This window comes from Halarcobacter anaerophilus (assembly GCF_006459125.1).
In the GTDB taxonomy this organism is placed as follows: Bacteria; Campylobacterota; Campylobacteria; order Campylobacterales; family Arcobacteraceae; genus Halarcobacter; species Halarcobacter anaerophilus.
The window spans coordinates 984,981-1,003,007 of sequence record NZ_CP041070.1 but is presented as its reverse complement, the minus strand read 5'-3'; the positions used below and the strand labels follow the sequence as shown (position 1 = coordinate 1,003,007).

Sequence of the window (18,027 nt, the reverse complement as noted above, 5' to 3'; positions counted from 1 at the left end):
TCCTTTTATATTGATGTCAATTTTATTGTGTAACATATATTGTTGTATTCTTTTGAAAAATCTTTTGCAATAAAATTTATTCCAAAATCCTGGTCTTCATTTATCTTTTTAAACATTTTTACATAGGCATCCCACATCTGATACTTTTTAGGCATTAATGAGTTTATTTCACCGTTTGATTCAAAATATAATTCCAAACTTTTTGGTGAAAATTTAGTTGCAGCTATATTTATTAAATTTTTACTCGATCTGTGTAGCGCAATATTATGAATATTTAATTCATTAAAAGATTTTTTAATTGCTTCTGAAAGTTTTAAACTGTTTTTATCTAATCTATCATTGAGAAGATTCAGTGCATATTGTCCCATTTTTACAGGATTATCATCTTTTTTGATACCCACATTATCAATTGATAAATCTTTTTTAATTTTATCTTTCACCTCTAATGAATTTTTTAAACCGTCTAAAGAATTAATTACAATTTGAGCTATCTCTTCAAGTTTGGCTTTTTTTTCTTCTTTACTTAGAGATTTTAAACTTATTCCCAATTTTTTTTCAAGAATCAAAAGAGCTTCATCTTCTTGATTAGAATAAATTTGCAAATTTTTTTCTTTTTTGCTTGTCTCTTCTTGTGTTATTAAAACTTCACTCTCTTTGTTTTTTTTAACATCAAAAGTTATTTCACTCTGCTCTCTTTCAAATTTAGGAATATTTATATGTTCTTGCGTTAATTGATTGGATACTGAACCAATATCTTCACCATTTTCAAAAAAAGGTTCTTTTTCAAAATCATACAGATCATCAAATTGTTCCTCTTCTTCTTTTTCAAAAACATTCATAATATTGGTGTCGTAATTTTCATCTTCTTGAGGGACAAAAGAGTTATTCATAATTGAACTATCTTCTAAGAAAAAATCATCATCGGGGATTACCTGTTTTGGCACTCTAATAGAAGATTCGACATTTGAATATTCTAATTGAGATTTATAACTTACAATATCGTCTTGACTATAATCATCATCTATAAATCTTGCTTGTATTTCATAATCACCAATAATAAAAATATCTGTTGAATTGATTTTAATCGACATATTTTTAGGTAATCTTTTATAAGGAGATTTTAAAAAAGTTCCGTTTGTACTTATATCTTTTATAAAATATATTCCATGTTTGTATTCGATAACTGCATGTTGATTTGATATATAATTTTGAGAATCCACTAAATAAAAATCACAATCTTCCGATCTTCCTATAATTCCATTAGCCATATTGAAATGAAAATTTCTTTTTTTGGGGAAATCTCTTCCATTTTTTATAATGTCAAATATCAATTTCATCTATTTTGTTCTCTCTACAGGCTCTATTTCAGGTTTTACTTGATATAAAGGTTTATACTCTTCTTGAAAACTAACACAAGCATTAAAAGTTATAGTAATAAGAGGTATAGTTAAAAATAGTAAAAATTTTTTCATTTTTAATCCTTATTCATGTTCAATTAAAATTTCATTATTTTCATTTATTGATACTAATAACGATGAAATCTTTTCGTTATCTAAACTTGCTTTTAAAATATATTTAGAGAGTTTAGGCATCAAATTTGTATTAATTATTAAATCAATATTTCTGGCTCCCGTGTCTACAGTATTACTTAAAGAGACTACATAATCTAAAAATCTATTATCTATCTCAAAGTTTATCTCTTTTTTCTTTAACTGTTTTTCTATCGTTTTTAATTTTAATTTAGTTATATCTTTTAAAGATTCATCTTTTAAATTAAAATACGGGATAGTATTCATTCTTCCTAATAGTGCAGGTTGTAAATAAGAAGATAAAATCGGTGTTATCTCTTTTGATACCTCATCCATAGTTATGTTCTCATTATTCATACAAAGTTTTGTTATCTCTTGTGTTGCTAAATTTGAAGTCATAATAATTATCGTATTTTTAAAATCAATTATTCTTCCTTCTCCGTCATTTGCAACTCCTTTATCAAAAATCTGATAAAAAAGATTTAATATATCAGGATGTGCTTTTTCTATTTCATCCAATAAAACAACAGAATATGGTTTTACTCTAACAGGATCGGTTAATTGCCCTCCTTCACCGTATCCTACATATCCGGGAGGAGATCCGATTAATCTTGAAACGGTATGTTTTTCTTGAAATTCCGTCATATTTATAGTTGTTATAAATCTCTCTCCTCCATACATCAGATCGGCTATGGCTCTTGCCGTTTCTGTTTTCCCTACACCGCTTGGACCTACTAAAAGAAATACTCCAGCTGGCGAATCTTCATTTTTTAACCCTGATACTGAAATTTGTAGAAATGTATTTAAATATGAAATAGCCTCGTCTTGTCCTATTATTCTCTCTTTCATTTTTTCTTCAAGTTCCATAACGGTTTTAATCTGTTCTTGAACCATATTTCCAAGAGGAATTCCGGTCCATGAAGAGATGACTTCCGCAACTTGATTTTTTGTTACATGTTTATATATAAGACTTCCCTCTTTTTGAAGCTCTTTTAACTCTTCATGTAATTTTTCCTGCTCTTTTTTATCAAGACTCTTTTCTATATTTTCCAGAAGATTTTTTTGATTTTTCCAGTTCTCTTCAATAATCCCCTTTTTCATCTCTAACTCTTCTATTTCCAACTCTAGTAAATTTACTAATTTAGAATAATCTTTAATTGATTTTTCACTATCTCTTTTTAAATGTTTAACTTCTCTTTGTTTTTCTAATATTTTAGTTTTGATTTTTTGCAATTCATAGGGAACATTTGTTCTGCTTATTTTTACATTTGCGCAAGCTGTATCTAAAACATCAATTGCTTTATCGGGAAGTTGTCTTCCTGTTATATATCTTGCAGAAAGAATGGATGCAGCTCTTAATGCTTCGTCTTCTATATAAACTCCATGAACCTCTTCGTATTTATTTGCAATTCCTCTTAAAATAGTTATAGAATCATCGATTGAAGGTTCCAAAAGATTTATTTTCTGAAATCTTCTTGATAAAGCAGGATCTTTTTCAAAATATTTTCTATATTCAAGCCAAGTTGTTGCGGCAATTGTTCTTAACTCACCTCTTGCTAGAGCAGGTTTCAACAAATTTGCAGCATCTGAACCACCTTCATTCCCCCCTGCTCCTATTAAAGTATGCGCTTCATCAATAAATAAAATTATAAACTGTGTACTTGCTTGTATCTCTTTGATAACAGCTTGCAATCTTCTTTCAAATTCACCTTTTACACTGGCTCCTGCTTGTAAAGCACCTATATCTAAAGATAAAATTTGAGCAGAATATAAATAATCGGGAACCTCTTTTTCTACTATTTTAAGAGCTAATCCTTCAACAACTGCTGTTTTACCTACACCGGCTTCACCTACCATAATAGGATTATTTTTTCTTCTTCTTAATAAAATATCAATTGCTTGTTTTATCTCATCATCTCGGCATAAAACAGGGTCAATCTTTCCTTCTTTTGCCAAAGTTGTTAAATTCGTCGTATATTTCTCTAATTCTGAAGTTTTTTCTAAAGCTCTATTTTCATTTCTTTTTGAAGAGAGTCTGTTTATCGCTTCTGCATTTAAACCTACTATTAAACTCTTTACCTCTTCAAAATCAATATTTTTTAAAAGTCTGAAATATGAGGTATTTGAATATTTTATTGCATTATTAAACATAGATAAAATCAAAGAAGATTCTGTTATTTCATCCAATGAAAGCTCAATTTTGCTAGTAATATATGAATCTTCAAGCCATTGAACCAAGAGATTGGAAAATATTGGATTTCCGCTTTCACTGTTTGATATCTTAGTACTTGCTTGAATTATATTAAACATCTCTTGAGAATCAATTTTATATTGGTCTAAAACGGCCCGGAAAATACTTGATTCATTTTCAAGCATATTGTAAAGTACATCTTCAATAATTATTTCATTTCCACCTCTTTGAACACATCTTTGTGCAGCTTGTTCTAAATACTTTTTTGTATTTATATCCAAAGAGTTGATTAATTCCTTCAATTCTAATTTCATTATTTACCTTTTATGCCATAATAATTTGTTCATCAAATGCTGAATCTCCGATCCAGCAATTTATTCCTAAATAGTTTTTTTCTTCACTATTTAATATAAATGGATTTTTTTCTTCTTTTTTTACTTCTAAGCAAACTTCATATTCTAAAGGTTCATTTAAAGAAAAAGATATGATGTCGCTTATCTGACTCATTTTTTCACCTAAAATACTATATTTTATAATCTCATGAGATTTAACGTTTTTTAATAAAACTCTAAATTTAAGATTCTTACTTATGATTGATTCTCCAATTAAGAAATCTCCTCCTAAAGTAATATTACTTTCTCCCAAAGATGATTGCTGCCATTTTGGAATATCATATTTTGCAGGAATACATTGAATTATTTCTATTTCATCATGAGATAAGTAATGTCTTAAAATAGATTTCAAAGTTCCTGCTGATTTATGTTTCATGCTTAATATTCCTATACAAGGAATCAGCTTTTGCAAATTTAATTTAGAACTTGAATTACTTTCAAAATGCAAGCCTAAGAAAGAGAGTATATATTTTGAGAATCTGTCGGTTAAATCTTTTTTATATTGAATATAATATCTATGTTTTTCCCAAATAGGATATACAAATCTTTGTAAATGATGATTAAAAAGATTTAAAAAATCATGCAATACAAAATCTTCATCTATACTATTTAAAACCATCTCACTATAATGCGAAGGCAGAGGAGAAGAACTCCCAAAAATACCCAAAAAATTAAGTGTTATTTCTACAAAAACATTAGCTTCTTTTTCTACAAATTCTATTTTGTCAATTTCAGATTTTTGGAAAGAGAGACTTACATTTGATTTAAAACGTATCTTTTCATATAAGGATTCAAACTTATATCTAGGATAGAATTTTTTTAAGTTTATGCAAGTTATTCTAATAGCTTGAGGTAAAGTAGTCTTTTTTATAGAATCATTTAGCTCTTTATTGATTATATCTAACTGCATTAAATTTTTAGTCTCCATTAAATAAGCTCTTGTGATCCCATTTTAGGTTTCCAAATAAACAACTCTTCATTTAAAATATCAACACTTAATCTGTGAAAAGAGTTAATATTGCTGTATAATGAAAAAAATTCATTTAAAAGGGAAGCAAACAAATATGCTTCACCTATACAAGAGAATTTATGAGGATCAAGTTCTAACTTAATATGCATACCTCTTATTGGCAATCCTTTGTCAATCATTTCACAAGTTTCATAAGAGATACTCTCTATTCCTTTTAACATCATTGATGTTTTTTCTCTCTGCTTTACATCATAAGCACCGAAAAAATCATATGTCTCTAAAATTGTTCTTAAAGTTTTTATATCATTTAAAGATAAATAGTTTAAAGACATATTTGAAATAATTTTCCAAAGGAAATCTCCATTGATGGGAGGAGGATAACTAACTGTCGGAATAGTAATATTTTTAAAACCTATATTTGCAGAATTCGATAAAGCATTTAATATGCAAATATCACCTAAAAGAAGCTTTGACGGCACATCTTTATTTGTGCAAAGAATTTTAACGGAAACCGTAGAATTAGTTTTTGAAAAATCATTTTCATTTTCAAAACTATTAGAAAATCTTAAATAAGTATTTGTTCTTTCTCCATCATCTGATAACTTTATTCTTGTTGAGAAATACTCATTATCGTCATCTATATGTTCAAAAGATTCAAAAGGAAGATAGTTTTGATAACTATTTTTTTTAGAAATCCAGCCTCTTACTTGCTCTATAGAAAATACTTCACTATGATTTTTATCCAAATCAGCAGGCAAGACTAAAAAATCCGTATATTCAAAATTTTTTCTTATAGGAACTGCATCTGATTCAAAAAGATTTACTATTGGTGTACAATAAAGAGAAAAATTCTCTTTTTGAGGTAAATTTGATTGAGACATCTTTTTTAACAGATTAATTTTTATAGTAAAATCTCTACTTTTAGACAAACTCTCTTCAGAAAGTCTGCTTATAGTATTTAAATTTAAAATATCGATAAATAAAAATTTATCTTTAAAACAAAAAAAATCTTGCAAAAGTACATAACCGTCAAAAATATTTAACGGTTGAGGAGTCAAAGAATCTGAAGAATTAAACCCTACAGGTATAATAGAATTTTTATTTATTGATATTTCATCTAAAGTTTTTTTATCTGAATCTTTTATTATTAGTTGAATACTTTCAACATATCTTGTCAAAAACAAATATAAATCTTGTGCAACAAATTTAGAACCACTTAAATAGAGTCTTAAATCACGGAAAATCAAATCTTGCAAACTACCGGAAGCTGTCATACTCATATTCATTTCCAAGCTGCTTCTTTTGCCTTGAATATGATAATTTATACTTTTTAAATCAAAAGGCATAACAACAGTGTCATATACCGTTCTAAATTTACATTGAATGGCATCAGGTTTTATTTTACTTAGAACTTCACTGTTTTTTGACATTTTTATATTATCCAGTGAATCTTTTATCGATTCAAATTGAATAATACTAAAAGAAGGTATAGGTCTTGTATAACTTGGCCAAAGCAGTTCTACTAAGGTATGTGCAACCTCAGGCAACTCTTTGTCTAGTTGTTGTTGAAGTCTCCCTGTTAAAAAAGCAAACCCTTCTAATAGTCTTTCAACATCAGGGTCTTGCCCCTCTTTTGAGAGAAAACTAGACAAGCCTGGATTTTTTTTAGAAAATTCTGCTCCGTCTGTTCGTAAAGCAATTAACTCTTTTTTATAATAATCGTTAAATACCATCTTTATATATTTTCACTTTCCCGTTTTTTAATAAATCTGCTTTGAAATTTATTCTTTTGCTTTTTCCGTTTACAAGCAAATATCCCTCTATATATATGTTCATTTGATTTACGGCTAATCTTTGTTTTGATACTGCAACTCTTGTTTTATAAAGTCTTGGTTCAAATTTTTTTATACAAAGTTCACAAAAATACTCTATTCTCTCAATAGAGTCTTTCATGCTTAAATTTATATTGTTCAAATCAGGTCTTCCATAATCTGTAGCAATTTCACAGCTTCCTGCATTTGTAGAAAAAATACGAGATAAATTGTTTGCAATAGAGGCATAAACTGCCTCTTCTATGTTTTCATACTGATTATAATCAAAATCAGAAGTCAATCTTTCAAACAAACTACCTTTAAATGCCTTCATAATTACTCTTTATCTAGTTTTCCTACTAAAGATAATTCAAAACTTGCACCCATATATTTAAAATGAGGTCTTAATGATATTTTTACTTTGTACCACCCCGGATCATTATCTATATCTTCAACATCAATAGCGATATCCTTAAAAGGTTTTTTACTTCTAATCTCAGCACTTGGATTTTCTTGATTTGCTACATACTGTTTTGCCCATTTGTTAAGTTCTCTTTCTAAATCTGCTCTTTCTCTCCAAGAACCGATATGCTCTCTTTGAAGAACTTTTATATAATGAGACATTCTAGTAATTGCAAAAAGATACGGTAATTGCGTTCCTAGTTTATAATTTAAAGCAGCTTCATTTCCTTCAGGAGTATCAGGAAAAATTTTTGGAAGTTGAGCAGAACTAGCAGCAAAAAACGCAGCTGAATTGCTTCCTTTTCTCATAATTAAAGGAATAAATCCTTGTTCTGAAAGTTCATACTCTCTTCTATCTGAAACAAGCACTTCTGTAGGGATTTTCATTTCAATATCACCCATACTTTCAAAAGTGTGTACAGGTAAATCTCTAACTTCACCGCCGGATTTTGGTCCAATTATATTTGTACACCATCTGAAATTTGCAAAACTATTTGTTAATTTACTTGCAAAAGCATATACAGTATTACCCCATAAATAGTGCTCATGATTTTTTGAAACATCTTCTTTATAAACAAAATTTGATATTGGATTGTCTTCCGGATCATAAGGAGCTCGAAGTAAAAATCTAGGTAAAGTTAATCCTACATATCTTGAATCTTCATTTTGTCTAAAACCTTTCCAAGCCGCATATTGAGGAGAATTCATAACATCATCTATATCTTTTAAGTCAGGAAGTCCTTCAAAACTTTCAAGTCCGAAGAATTTCGGTCCCGCAGCAGCAATAAACGGAGCATGAGCCATTGCAGCAATAGAAGCAACTTTATTTAAAAATTTCATATCAACATTTGAAGGAGACAATTGATAATCTGCAACAATAGTACCTACAGGTTCTCCACCAAATTGCCCATATCCGCTTGTATATACGTGCTTATAAAGTCCTGATTGAGTTATATCTAAACTATCTTCAAAATCTTCGATTAACTCTTCTTTAGAAACATTAATAATTTCCATCTGGATATTTTGTCTAAAGTCAGTTCTTTCAACTAACATATACAAACCTCTCCATTTAGATTCTAAAGCCTGAAAATCTTCATGATGAAGGATTTCATCCATTTGTGCAGAGATTTTATCATCTATTTCCGCAATCATTTTATCGATTATTGATTTATTTACTTTTTCCTCTTCATTATCAGACTTTATTAACTCTTCAATTAGTGCTCCGACACCCGATTTCACTACATCGTAGGTTTCATCTTCTTGTGATAGTTTTGTTTGAGCAACAATTCCGTCTAATAAAGAAAGTGTTTCTAATGATGAAACATCTTGAGTCATGTTTTCAGTTACCATATTTGTCCTTTCTACTACTATTCTTTTGAACTTAAACTAAGTTCTTCCATTAACTTATCTCTCTCTTCTTTGTTTGAGATTGCCTTTTCAATTGCTTTTCTAAATGCAGGTACATTCCCCAACGGTCCTTTTAAAGCCATTAGTGATTGTCTTAGTTGCATTAAAACCTTCATCTCCGGTACATTTTCAACAATTTTTTCCGGTGAAAAATCTTTTACTGTATTGATTTTCAAATTTACGTTTAAAGATGAATCTTCCTCATCTATAAGTTTATTATCAACATTAAAGTTCACCGATAAATTTTGAGCTTTTAAAACATCATTAAAGTTACTTTTATCAATTTTAACTGCTCTTTTTTCTTCTACGGGAACTTTTTCCTCATTTGGATTATATTCCCCTAAGATTGTCAATTTATAAGGTATCTCTACATCTTCTAAAGCATCTCCCGTTGCAGGTTTATACGTGACGTTAATTCTCTCTTTTGGTGATTCTGATTGTTTTTCCATTTTTTCTCCTAATTTAATTCTATTTCAAAAGCACTATTTATATCAGTTTTGCAAAGTCTTTTATAAATTTGTTCTAATTTATCATTTTGGATATCTATATTCGTAAATGAGTTTAAAATCAAAGAGTAGACCTTTGATACGAGTTTTGGATTCCAATCATCTAAATTAAATCTATCTATATCTTTTTGTAAATCTTCCAATAATGCTAATGCAATATCCTTTTTGTTAAATTCAACTGCAAGCTGCGCATGATATAACCTCCAATTAAACTTTTCTTCAATGCTTGCAGAACTTTCATATTGTTTTGCAACTTCTTGCATTGCTTCTTTTATTTTTCCGTTATTTGCAAGTTCATAAATCGACTCTATAATTTGATCAGAACTATTGCTTTCTTCTTTTAAATTATCATTTTCATCATTTTTATTTAACTCATCTTTTAACCATTTTTTAACTCTGTTTGATGCAAAAGGAGTATCATCGTTAAAAAAGAAATCTAAAATTCCACTATTTGTTTTTAGAAAACTTAGAATAGTATTTTTTACTTCATTTGATATTTTTTTATTATTTGTTTTTTCAAAAATATTATAAAGAAAAAAATGTCCGTCAATCCAAAATGGAGATACTTCTATTATTTCTTGTGTCAAACATAATGCTTCTTCAAACTTTTCATCTTCATATAGCGAAGTAAGCTCATCTAGTTCCAGTTCAGCAGGAGGATAAAGAAGAGTTTTTTTGCCATTTGCATAAGGCAATCCATCTGTTTCCAACCATGAAAGGAAAGTTGAGATTCGTAATGCTCTTAAATCTGTAAAATCTTTTTTTCTATAATAAGAAGCTAATAATGAAGAGCTTTTTTTAATATTATTTAAAACTTTTATTGCATCAGAATCAGAAGAAACTTCAGTTAATCTATCAACAGAAAGTTCAACTTTATTTTCACTTTTTTTCTCTACTTTTTCTACTTTTGCTTCAAGTTTATTCTCTTCTTCTTTTTTTTGTTCTTCATCAAAAAAAGGCTTCAAAAAAGATATTATCTTCCTAAATTTGTTATCATTACTTTCAAAAGATTTTTTTATTACTAAATCCAATTGAACAAACAATTCATAAAAAGATGAAGGTTTTATTAGCAATTTTTTATTGGTTTCATTATTAATTATTTCATTTGTCAATGAAGTTTCCAACCAAAGAAAAATATTACTTTTTGCCTTTAAAGACTTAGGAAACAATTCTTGTTTAAACTTCTCTATAAATGATATATAAAAAGTTAAATTGTCATCTAAACCTTCCCATAGATTATTTTTCCATGATGAAAAAAGCCACCAAGAAGCCAATTTTAAATCTTTTGTTTTATTTTCTAATAGTTCTTGAGTATTTTTATATATATAGTTCCAATCACTTGACTCTTGTGTTACACTATAATCTTTATCTACTTCTTGCTCAATAAGAAGGTATAAATCTTCATATCTACAGTCAATTCCATACTTTTGCGTAGATTCAAATTCTCTTAAAATCAACTCACTCAAAATAAAAAAACCTTTGCAATTATTAATTTAATTGTGAATTTTAACCATATAAAACTTTAAAATATATAAATTTATTATCAATAAATATTAATAATATTTATTTTAAAATCTAAATTAAACTTATTTTAAGTTCAATAATTAAATTATTTATATATTTTAATAAATATTATCTATATTTAAATTATTTTTATGTAATATAAGCAAAATTTTTTTGGGACTAAAAGAATGGGTAATGAATATAATGTAATAGAAGAAGCAGTAATAACTTGTGCGTGTGGAGGGAAAGTAACTCTAACTTCAACTGTACCGAATCTAAAAATTGCAGGTAAAAAACCTTTATACCTAAAAGATATATTAGGAGCCCCCGTTTCTTGTCCCAGAAGTATAAATCCTTGTACCAAAGTAGCTAGTATCTCAACAGCAGGAACAGAAGTAAATGTATCTGCAAGCGGTTTAACCTATCTTCTAAGAACAGATGGATTTAAAACAGATAAAGGAAGAGCTGTAATACTAAAGAATCCTGGACAGGGGACTTCAAAAATTTCATCTATTCCAAGCTTAGAAAATCAAGATGTTGTTGCAGAAGAAAAGGCTTTAAAAGAAGAAAATATTAAAATAGAAGAAGAGGTAAAAACAAAATATGAGCTTTATCTTTTAAGAAAATCAGGAGAGATATATAAACCAATACGCCCATCGAGAGCCTTTAGAAAAGCAGATGAAACCTATGTGAATAATCAAAAAGAGAGTGATTTTGATAATATCTATTCTCATACTTTAGCTTTTGTATATTTAGTAAAAAACAATGAGTATATAGAATACAAAATATATAACAGCGGTGGAATAAATGCTGAAAGAGTAAAAGATATATATTATCATGATACAAAAAATGAAGTTTTAAGAAAATTTATCCCTTTAGAAGAGGATACAAAATATCAAATTTATTATAGTAATTTCAAATTGAATAATATAGATGATATACAAAAACTTCCAAAATTAGAAATAAATCCAAAAACATTAGGTAAAAAAAATGGGATCTATATAAAAGATATTGATAGTATAGATAAGAATGAAATTGAACAAAAACTCCTAAATGCCCAAACTCCTAAAAATGGAGAAAAAAATTCAAATATCATAGTAGGCTTTTTAGAAGATATTATAGGAGAAATTGAAGATTTATATGAAGAGTATTATACAAACTATAAGTTAGCCTTTAGTCATAATAAAAAAATCTTTGATGATATAAAGAAAAAGAATACGTATGGTTATACTGTGGCTAATTTGGTGGATTTATTTCATATAGATGAAAAACAACAATCAGATGCAGCCAAACTTTCCAATATGTATGCAAGATTAATTTTACTACTTTATACAGATAAAACATTTGTGGATTTGTTGTTTAGTAAGCCAAACTTAGCTGAGTTTTTAGATAAAGAAACTATGAAAATAGCCAAAGCATATATGCAAGAAACTGCGTATTTGAATAAAACCATTTTTAATAAAACATTAGCTGCAAATGCAGTAAAACAAGACTTTGTGATGGATAAACTTATGATTGCTAATAGTGGCGTTACTTTTAATGGTACTATGCTTGATTATAATTATAGATATGCCTATTATAACAAATATGCCCAAAAGTTTCAAAAACCTAAAATGAGTCGACAAGGCTTTAAAACTCTTGAATTTTATGGGTCAGACTCAGAATTTACTACTATTCAAGAAGATGCAAGATTGGTTGCAGGGTATGTGATGTTTGCAATATTTTTTAGTAATAAATATGAAGAGCAACTCAAAGCTTCAAAAAATTATGATACGCTTTATAAATTAAGAGAAGAGTTTTATATTCATCTAAAGTTAATGCAGCCTCTACCAAATATAGGAAGCAATAATATACGAGATATAAAAAATGTTGTGGAAAAACAAAAACAAAGCTATAACGCAATTTTAACCAAAGAAGATAAGTTTTTAGAAGAATTTGAAAATCTTAATAACATGCATAAAATAAAATCCTATGAAGCCAATGGTGGCAAAGTAAATCTTTCTTCAAAGTTTATTTATACCCCAACAACTTCATTGTATAAAGACAGTGGTGTAGCTACACCAAAAAGTCTCCTGCCTGCAATTCTTAGTAAACTCAAAGATAATAAACTGGCTTCCCTTTTGAAAATCTATCAAAGCATAGAGTATTCTGATGATTTGGTATATACTGTAAGTAATATGAATATCATGCATTTATTAAGTGCTCCTAGAATTCTTATTGAACAAGAAGGAAATGAAACAAGCCCTTTTAATAGTGAATTAACTCATATATATAACTTTATGATCCATACAACAGAAAAAAGAAAAAAATTAAGTGACGATAAAAAAGATATTATCTTCACTCAATATGGTATATCTACAGCATACTTAGAGATGCAATTGTATCATCTAATGAATGCCTATTTGCAAGGTGGAGCTTTGCAAAGTAAAGCTCAAAGCTTTATAGACAGATATAAAAAAGAAGTTCCTGCTAAAAATAAAATCAAACTAGATAATATCAATGATATGCTCTTTGACCCAACTTTTAAAAGTAAAGATAGGATGGAAGAGTTTATGGGAGTCATTGCCTTAGCTAATGGTATTAGTGGGAATATTATTGATATATTGGATGAAATTAAAAAAAATAAAGAATCAATTAGATTACAAAAAATCCCACATATTGATTTAGACAAGCTAGACCAAACAATTAAAAACCTAACTACAGCCAAAGTACAAATGCAAAGTGCTAGTATGCTAATGTCTATGGTAGGATTGGGATATTTTATTTATAGAAAAGATAAAAACTTTGGTAATAGCATGGGAGCAGTAGGAGATGTAGTGAATATTGTCAAAATTTCAGTAGATACTCTTATAACTCAATTTAAAAATAAACAAGGTAATGCAGTAGAATCGATTATGCAAAAGATTCTACAACATAACAAATTCCAATCCATAGTAAAAAGTAGCTCAAAAATGATTAATGCTGTAGGTATTCCTTTGGTCATTATCTCAGGAACTTATAATACATTATCCTATTTTAGTGATGAAGATTATGATGCGAGTGTTGTTTCTGCTATGAAAACCATGCTAAGTGTTTCTTTGCTATTAAGTGCAACTATTATTGGTTTTATATTACTTATTATCTTAGAATTACTTTGGTATTTCTTTGGACATATCGTTATTGATAGTGATATTGAGAAGTATTTGTATAAATCATTGTTTTATAAGACTATGTCAAATGACTGGTATAAATATACCTCTCCAGGAGCTTTTTTAATACATTCGATAATAGAACATTATAGTGATCATAATGATTACAAAGCATATTATCTTTTAGAGGCAACCAATCACAATGCTAAACTAAAAGCTATAGAATCCCAAGGATTTAAATCTCCAAAAACTCTTGTAAATTTCATAGGTCAAAACTATAAAACCAATGAAATATTTTTCGATACAGCTTTAGAAAATGAGATAAGTTTTTTTAAAACTGCTATTTATGGAATCACTTTACAAAAAGTAGATTATAAAATAACAAATAGAAGAACAGTTATTGCAGGGATTGAAAGAGGGTTTAATGTAGAACATGCTGTAGGGATTCCCCAAAATTTATCTGATGATGAAAAATTTCAATTCTTTTATTCTCCATATCAAGGAAGTGAATACTTGGATATTAGTGTCACTTCTTTAGAAGGCGGAGATAGTCACTCTATTTTCAACCTTTTCCCTAATGAAGCCCCTTATTATCAAAATAGACAATTTGGACAATCTGCTCATAGTGCAAATTTTAAAATGTATGTGATAGTTTTAAGTTCATTAGTCAATGCTAAATATAAAATAGACATAGATAGAGGAGTAAGTGAAAACTATATTATGAGAATAAATGATATAGAGCAAATTAGCTTTACCCCTGAAGATAAACAATTTATAGAAGGAAAAATGAAATGATACAAATATTAACTAAAATACTATTATTTATATTTATTATTAGTTTTAGCGCTTGTGAGGATAAAGGCTCACAAAAAACCCAAACGCAAGAAGTACAATATAAATTTACTTTACCTATGCCAAAAGTTGAAGAAAATCATATAAATAAATATTTTAAACTCAGTCTATGGCACAAAGCTAAATATGACCCAATCCCAGCAACCCAAATAGGTTATGCTTATGCAAATAAACTACAAGATTATCAAAAAGCTTTAGAGTGGTTTGAATACTCAAACTCAATGAAACCAACAGCAGATAATTCTGCTTATGCGTGTTATGTACTTCAAGAGATGAAACAATATGATAAAGCTATCAAATGGTGTAATAACTCAATCATACAAAAAAGCAATAAAGAAGCATTATTTATGCTTGGGACTATATATGAAGATACACAAAAATATGATAAAGCAATAGAATATTATAAATTATCTGCAAATAAAGGTTATGTAAATGCAATGAATAACTTAGGGTTTGTCTATAATGAGAAATTAAAAGATTATAAAGAAGCAGAACAATGGTATTTAAAAGCAGTAAAAGAAAAAAATTATACAGCTTTTAATAATATAGCTCTTTTTTACCATGAAGATTTACATAATGATATCAAAGCTTCTGCTTATGCTATAGCTTTAATAGGAAATAAGTTTAGTTACCGATCAGTTATGAATTTATTAAAAAAAGATTGGAAAATCCCAAATGAAATCATAAAAAAAGGATATGAACTTCAACTAAACTCAGATGAATTTCCTATAAAATATAAAGGTGACTTAGGATTATAAAATAAATAAAACTCTATACACAAATAAAAGTTTTTATAATACAATAATATAAAAGGATTAAAATATGGTATTAAAAAAAGTTTTGTTAGTTTTCGTTTTATTGATTACAACTATCTATGCAAAGGATTATTCGATGAGTATTTATGATTTTAGCGTTAAAGATATTGATGGAAATGAAGTCTCTTTATCAAAATACAAAGGTAAAGTTCTTCTAATAGTAAATGTTGCCAGCAAATGTGGATTTACAAAACAATATGAGGGATTGGAGAAACTATTTGATAAATACAAAGATAAAAATTTTATGGTTTTGGGTTTTCCTTCTAATCAATTTGCAAACCAAGAGCCTGGAACAAATGAAGAGATAAAAGAGTTCTGTCAATTAACTTTTGGGGTCAAATTTGATATGTTTGCCAAAATTGATGTAAATGGACAAAATGCCGATCCTTTGTATAAATATTTGAAAAGTGAAGCTTCAGGAGCCCTTGGAATAGATGCTATAAAATGGAATTTTACAAAATTTTTAGTTGATAAGAAAGGAAATATTTTAAAAAGATACGGTTCAATTACAAAACCCGAAGAGATTGAAGAAGAGATAAAATCATTACTATAAAACAGAAACTTTATAGTTTCTATTTTATATAATTCTCTTTTGAATCAACTGTATCTAATTCTTGCCCTATTTCTTGATATCTTTTAAAATAGTATTTTACAAAAGAGTTTATTTTTGGATTTATGGGCATAAAATATTTTTCATCTTTTTTTGCAAATCTGTTTAAAAACTGTGTTGCATCTTTTTTATCCAAATAGTGTTTAGCCAAATCTGTATATGTTTTTACATACCATTGTTTAAGATTTTCATATTTTACAGATGAGATATCAATTATCAACTCTTCATCTGCCCAATCCAAAATTTTAGTTTCAAATAAAGCCGTTAGATGAATAAGCCCTTCACAATAATAAGGTTGAACCTCATCAACTTCCATCCATGCTATTAAGCCTACAGCTCTTTTTATCGTGTCCATTAAAACTTGTTTTTCCAAATCTCTTTCATCATTTGAATCATCAAGGAAAAAAGAGATAAGTCCGCCTGTTGTTGCTTTAAACTCTTCTATATTTTTAAAGTTTCCTGTTTTGTTCATAACAGCTTCTGTTTCAGCATCACACCATAAAATGTGTCCATACTCATGCCCAATAGTCGTAATATCATAAACTTGATGCCAGGCTTCGGGTTCATTAAATAAAAAAGTCCTGTCTTCACTTAAAAATTTTTGTCCAAAAATCTCTTGAGTAAGTTTTAAAAAAGGTTTTGCTCTACTTGTTTGTAAAATTTCATCTGCAAATGCAAATATTTTTTTCCCCTCTTCTTTTGAAACGATTTCATCATTTGGTACAACTTGTGCTGAAAACAGACCGTTGAATTCTGCACCGAAAAACAGCGCAGGTCTTCCTATATAAAGTTGTACTTTATCCAATGATTTTAAAGAAAAGTTATATATATCTTGATATTTTTTTTCACCTTTTAAACTTTCAAAAATCTTTTCAAAAGCTGATTTTATTTTTGTTACTCTGTGATCATTTTGCGTAAATTCGGGATTTGTAAGTCTAATATCCCACTCCAAAGCAACTGCTTTTCTAAAATGATCTTCATAATATTCAAGTGGGTGACCTATTTGAACCGGAGATTTTATCTTCATCCAAGCTCTGTCTACATCTGCCCATCTTTCAACCAATTTATGCTCTTTGGTTTCACTAAATGCTTTTATTAAAGATTGAATATAAAGGATATAATTCCATTTTTGTTCATAAATTTCATCTTCTAAATTTATTAATCTCTCTTCAAAATGTTCCAACGCGTCAACTACAGCCGTTGTTTGTTCTTTAAAAGCTTTAATGTATGCTTTTGAAGAGTAGTTTCCTTTTTCATCTTTTACCAAAGCTGAATAAGATCTATCCGCAACTATACTATTGTGTCCCATATCAAATAAAGAGTTCTCTTCAAGGTATTCAAATACTTTGTTTTCATCACCGTTAAACATATCTAAAAGCTCTTTGTTTACACCGTTTATAATATGTCTTGTCCAAGCACTCTGCCAAGATGACATTTTAAGTCCTACATTGTAAACGCCTGCAAAAATTTCTTGATAAAAAGGTGTTAAAAGATTGTTTGTTTTTATATAATCTATTGTATTTTTATGTTTTTCATGCCAAAAATCACGAACAAAACAGTAAGCTTTTTCTTGAAGTTCTATTATTTCATTTTCATTTTTACCTAGTTTTTTTAAAACTTGAACTAAAGAATCATCTCTTAAATTTACTACTCTTGTAACAAGAGCAAGTCTTAAATCCTCTTGCATTTCAAGATTCAAGGTTTCTGCAAATTTATCGATTAAAGTTAACTTGTCATATTCTTTATTTTCCACATAAGTGATTAATTTGTTTACACTCTCCTTTTGAGAATCTAGGAAATCGTAAACTTCTGCTAAGTCTTTTAAAAAATTTTTATTTTCCATATTAATCC

General features: G+C 28.2%; 13 protein-coding genes. 3 read left to right on the top strand and 10 right to left on the bottom strand.

From position 1 onward, the window contains the following. Positions 1-5: 5 nt before the first annotated feature. The 9 genes from tagH to tssA are packed head-to-tail and all read right to left on the bottom strand — an operon-like array spanning position 6 to position 10,734. Positions 6-1,337: a type VI secretion system-associated FHA domain protein TagH gene (gene tagH, locus AANAER_RS04970; protein ID WP_129082958.1), complete on the bottom strand. Its 1,332-nt coding sequence runs from the start codon at positions 1,335-1,337 to the stop codon at positions 6-8. After that, positions 1,338-1,472 (bottom strand): hypothetical protein, encoded by a 135-nt coding sequence (locus AANAER_RS15130; RefSeq protein ID WP_267898132.1) that lies wholly within the window; start codon positions 1,470-1,472, stop codon positions 1,338-1,340. A gap of 9 nt (positions 1,473-1,481) precedes the next feature. Then, complete coding sequence (gene tssH / locus AANAER_RS04965) at positions 1,482-4,034, bottom strand: type VI secretion system ATPase TssH (RefSeq protein ID WP_129082959.1); 2,553 nt, start codon at positions 4,032-4,034, stop codon at positions 1,482-1,484. A 10-nt stretch (positions 4,035-4,044) separates the two neighbouring features. Further along, positions 4,045-5,040: a type VI secretion system baseplate subunit TssG gene (tssG, locus tag AANAER_RS04960; protein ID WP_170218432.1), complete on the bottom strand. Its 996-nt coding sequence runs from the start codon at positions 5,038-5,040 to the stop codon at positions 4,045-4,047. Beyond that, positions 5,040-6,815 (bottom strand): type VI secretion system baseplate subunit TssF, encoded by a 1,776-nt coding sequence (gene tssF, locus AANAER_RS04955; RefSeq protein WP_129082961.1) that lies wholly within the window; start codon positions 6,813-6,815, stop codon positions 5,040-5,042. The genes tssG and tssF overlap by 1 nt, the downstream gene beginning before the upstream one ends. Further along, the gene (tssE, locus tag AANAER_RS04950; RefSeq protein ID WP_129082962.1) at positions 6,805-7,227 is read right to left on the bottom strand and encodes a type VI secretion system baseplate subunit TssE; all 423 of its coding nucleotides are present in this window, start codon (positions 7,225-7,227) and stop codon (positions 6,805-6,807) included. The genes tssF and tssE overlap by 11 nt, the downstream gene beginning before the upstream one ends. A gap of 2 nt (positions 7,228-7,229) precedes the next feature. Then, positions 7,230-8,705, bottom strand: a complete 1,476-nt coding sequence (gene tssC, locus AANAER_RS04945) for a type VI secretion system contractile sheath large subunit (RefSeq protein WP_129082963.1) — start codon at positions 8,703-8,705, stop codon at positions 7,230-7,232. 17 nt (positions 8,706-8,722) lie between these two features. After that, the gene (gene tssB / locus AANAER_RS04940; protein WP_044415535.1) at positions 8,723-9,211 is read right to left on the bottom strand and encodes a type VI secretion system contractile sheath small subunit; all 489 of its coding nucleotides are present in this window, start codon (positions 9,209-9,211) and stop codon (positions 8,723-8,725) included. A gap of 8 nt (positions 9,212-9,219) precedes the next feature. Beyond that, on the bottom strand, positions 9,220-10,734 hold the full coding sequence (gene tssA / locus AANAER_RS04935) for a type VI secretion system protein TssA (RefSeq protein ID WP_164969374.1): 1,515 nt from the start codon (positions 10,732-10,734) through the stop codon (positions 9,220-9,222). 225 nt (positions 10,735-10,959) lie between these two features. On the opposite strand from tssA, the gene AANAER_RS04930 reads away from it, so the two are divergent. The 3 genes from AANAER_RS04930 to AANAER_RS04920 all read left to right on the top strand — a co-directional run bounded on the left by AANAER_RS04930 (position 10,960) and on the right by AANAER_RS04920 (position 16,119). Beyond that, positions 10,960-14,694, top strand: a complete 3,735-nt coding sequence (locus AANAER_RS04930) for a hypothetical protein (RefSeq protein ID WP_129082965.1) — start codon at positions 10,960-10,962, stop codon at positions 14,692-14,694. Next, positions 14,691-15,509, top strand: coding sequence for a tetratricopeptide repeat protein (locus AANAER_RS04925; protein WP_129082966.1), 819 nt, complete (start codon positions 14,691-14,693; stop codon positions 15,507-15,509). The genes AANAER_RS04930 and AANAER_RS04925 overlap by 4 nt, the downstream gene beginning before the upstream one ends. Before the next feature lie 133 nt (positions 15,510-15,642). Further along, positions 15,643-16,119: a glutathione peroxidase gene (locus AANAER_RS04920; protein ID WP_129082977.1), complete on the top strand. Its 477-nt coding sequence runs from the start codon at positions 15,643-15,645 to the stop codon at positions 16,117-16,119. Between the two features lie 19 nt (positions 16,120-16,138). Here AANAER_RS04920 and ciaB read toward each other — a convergent pair whose 3' ends face one another. Beyond that, positions 16,139-18,019 carry an invasion protein CiaB gene (gene ciaB, locus AANAER_RS04915; protein WP_129082967.1) on the bottom strand — a complete coding sequence of 627 codons (1,881 nt, stop codon included), beginning with the start codon at positions 18,017-18,019 and terminating at the stop codon, positions 16,139-16,141. Between the last annotated feature and the right edge of the window lie 8 nt (positions 18,020-18,027).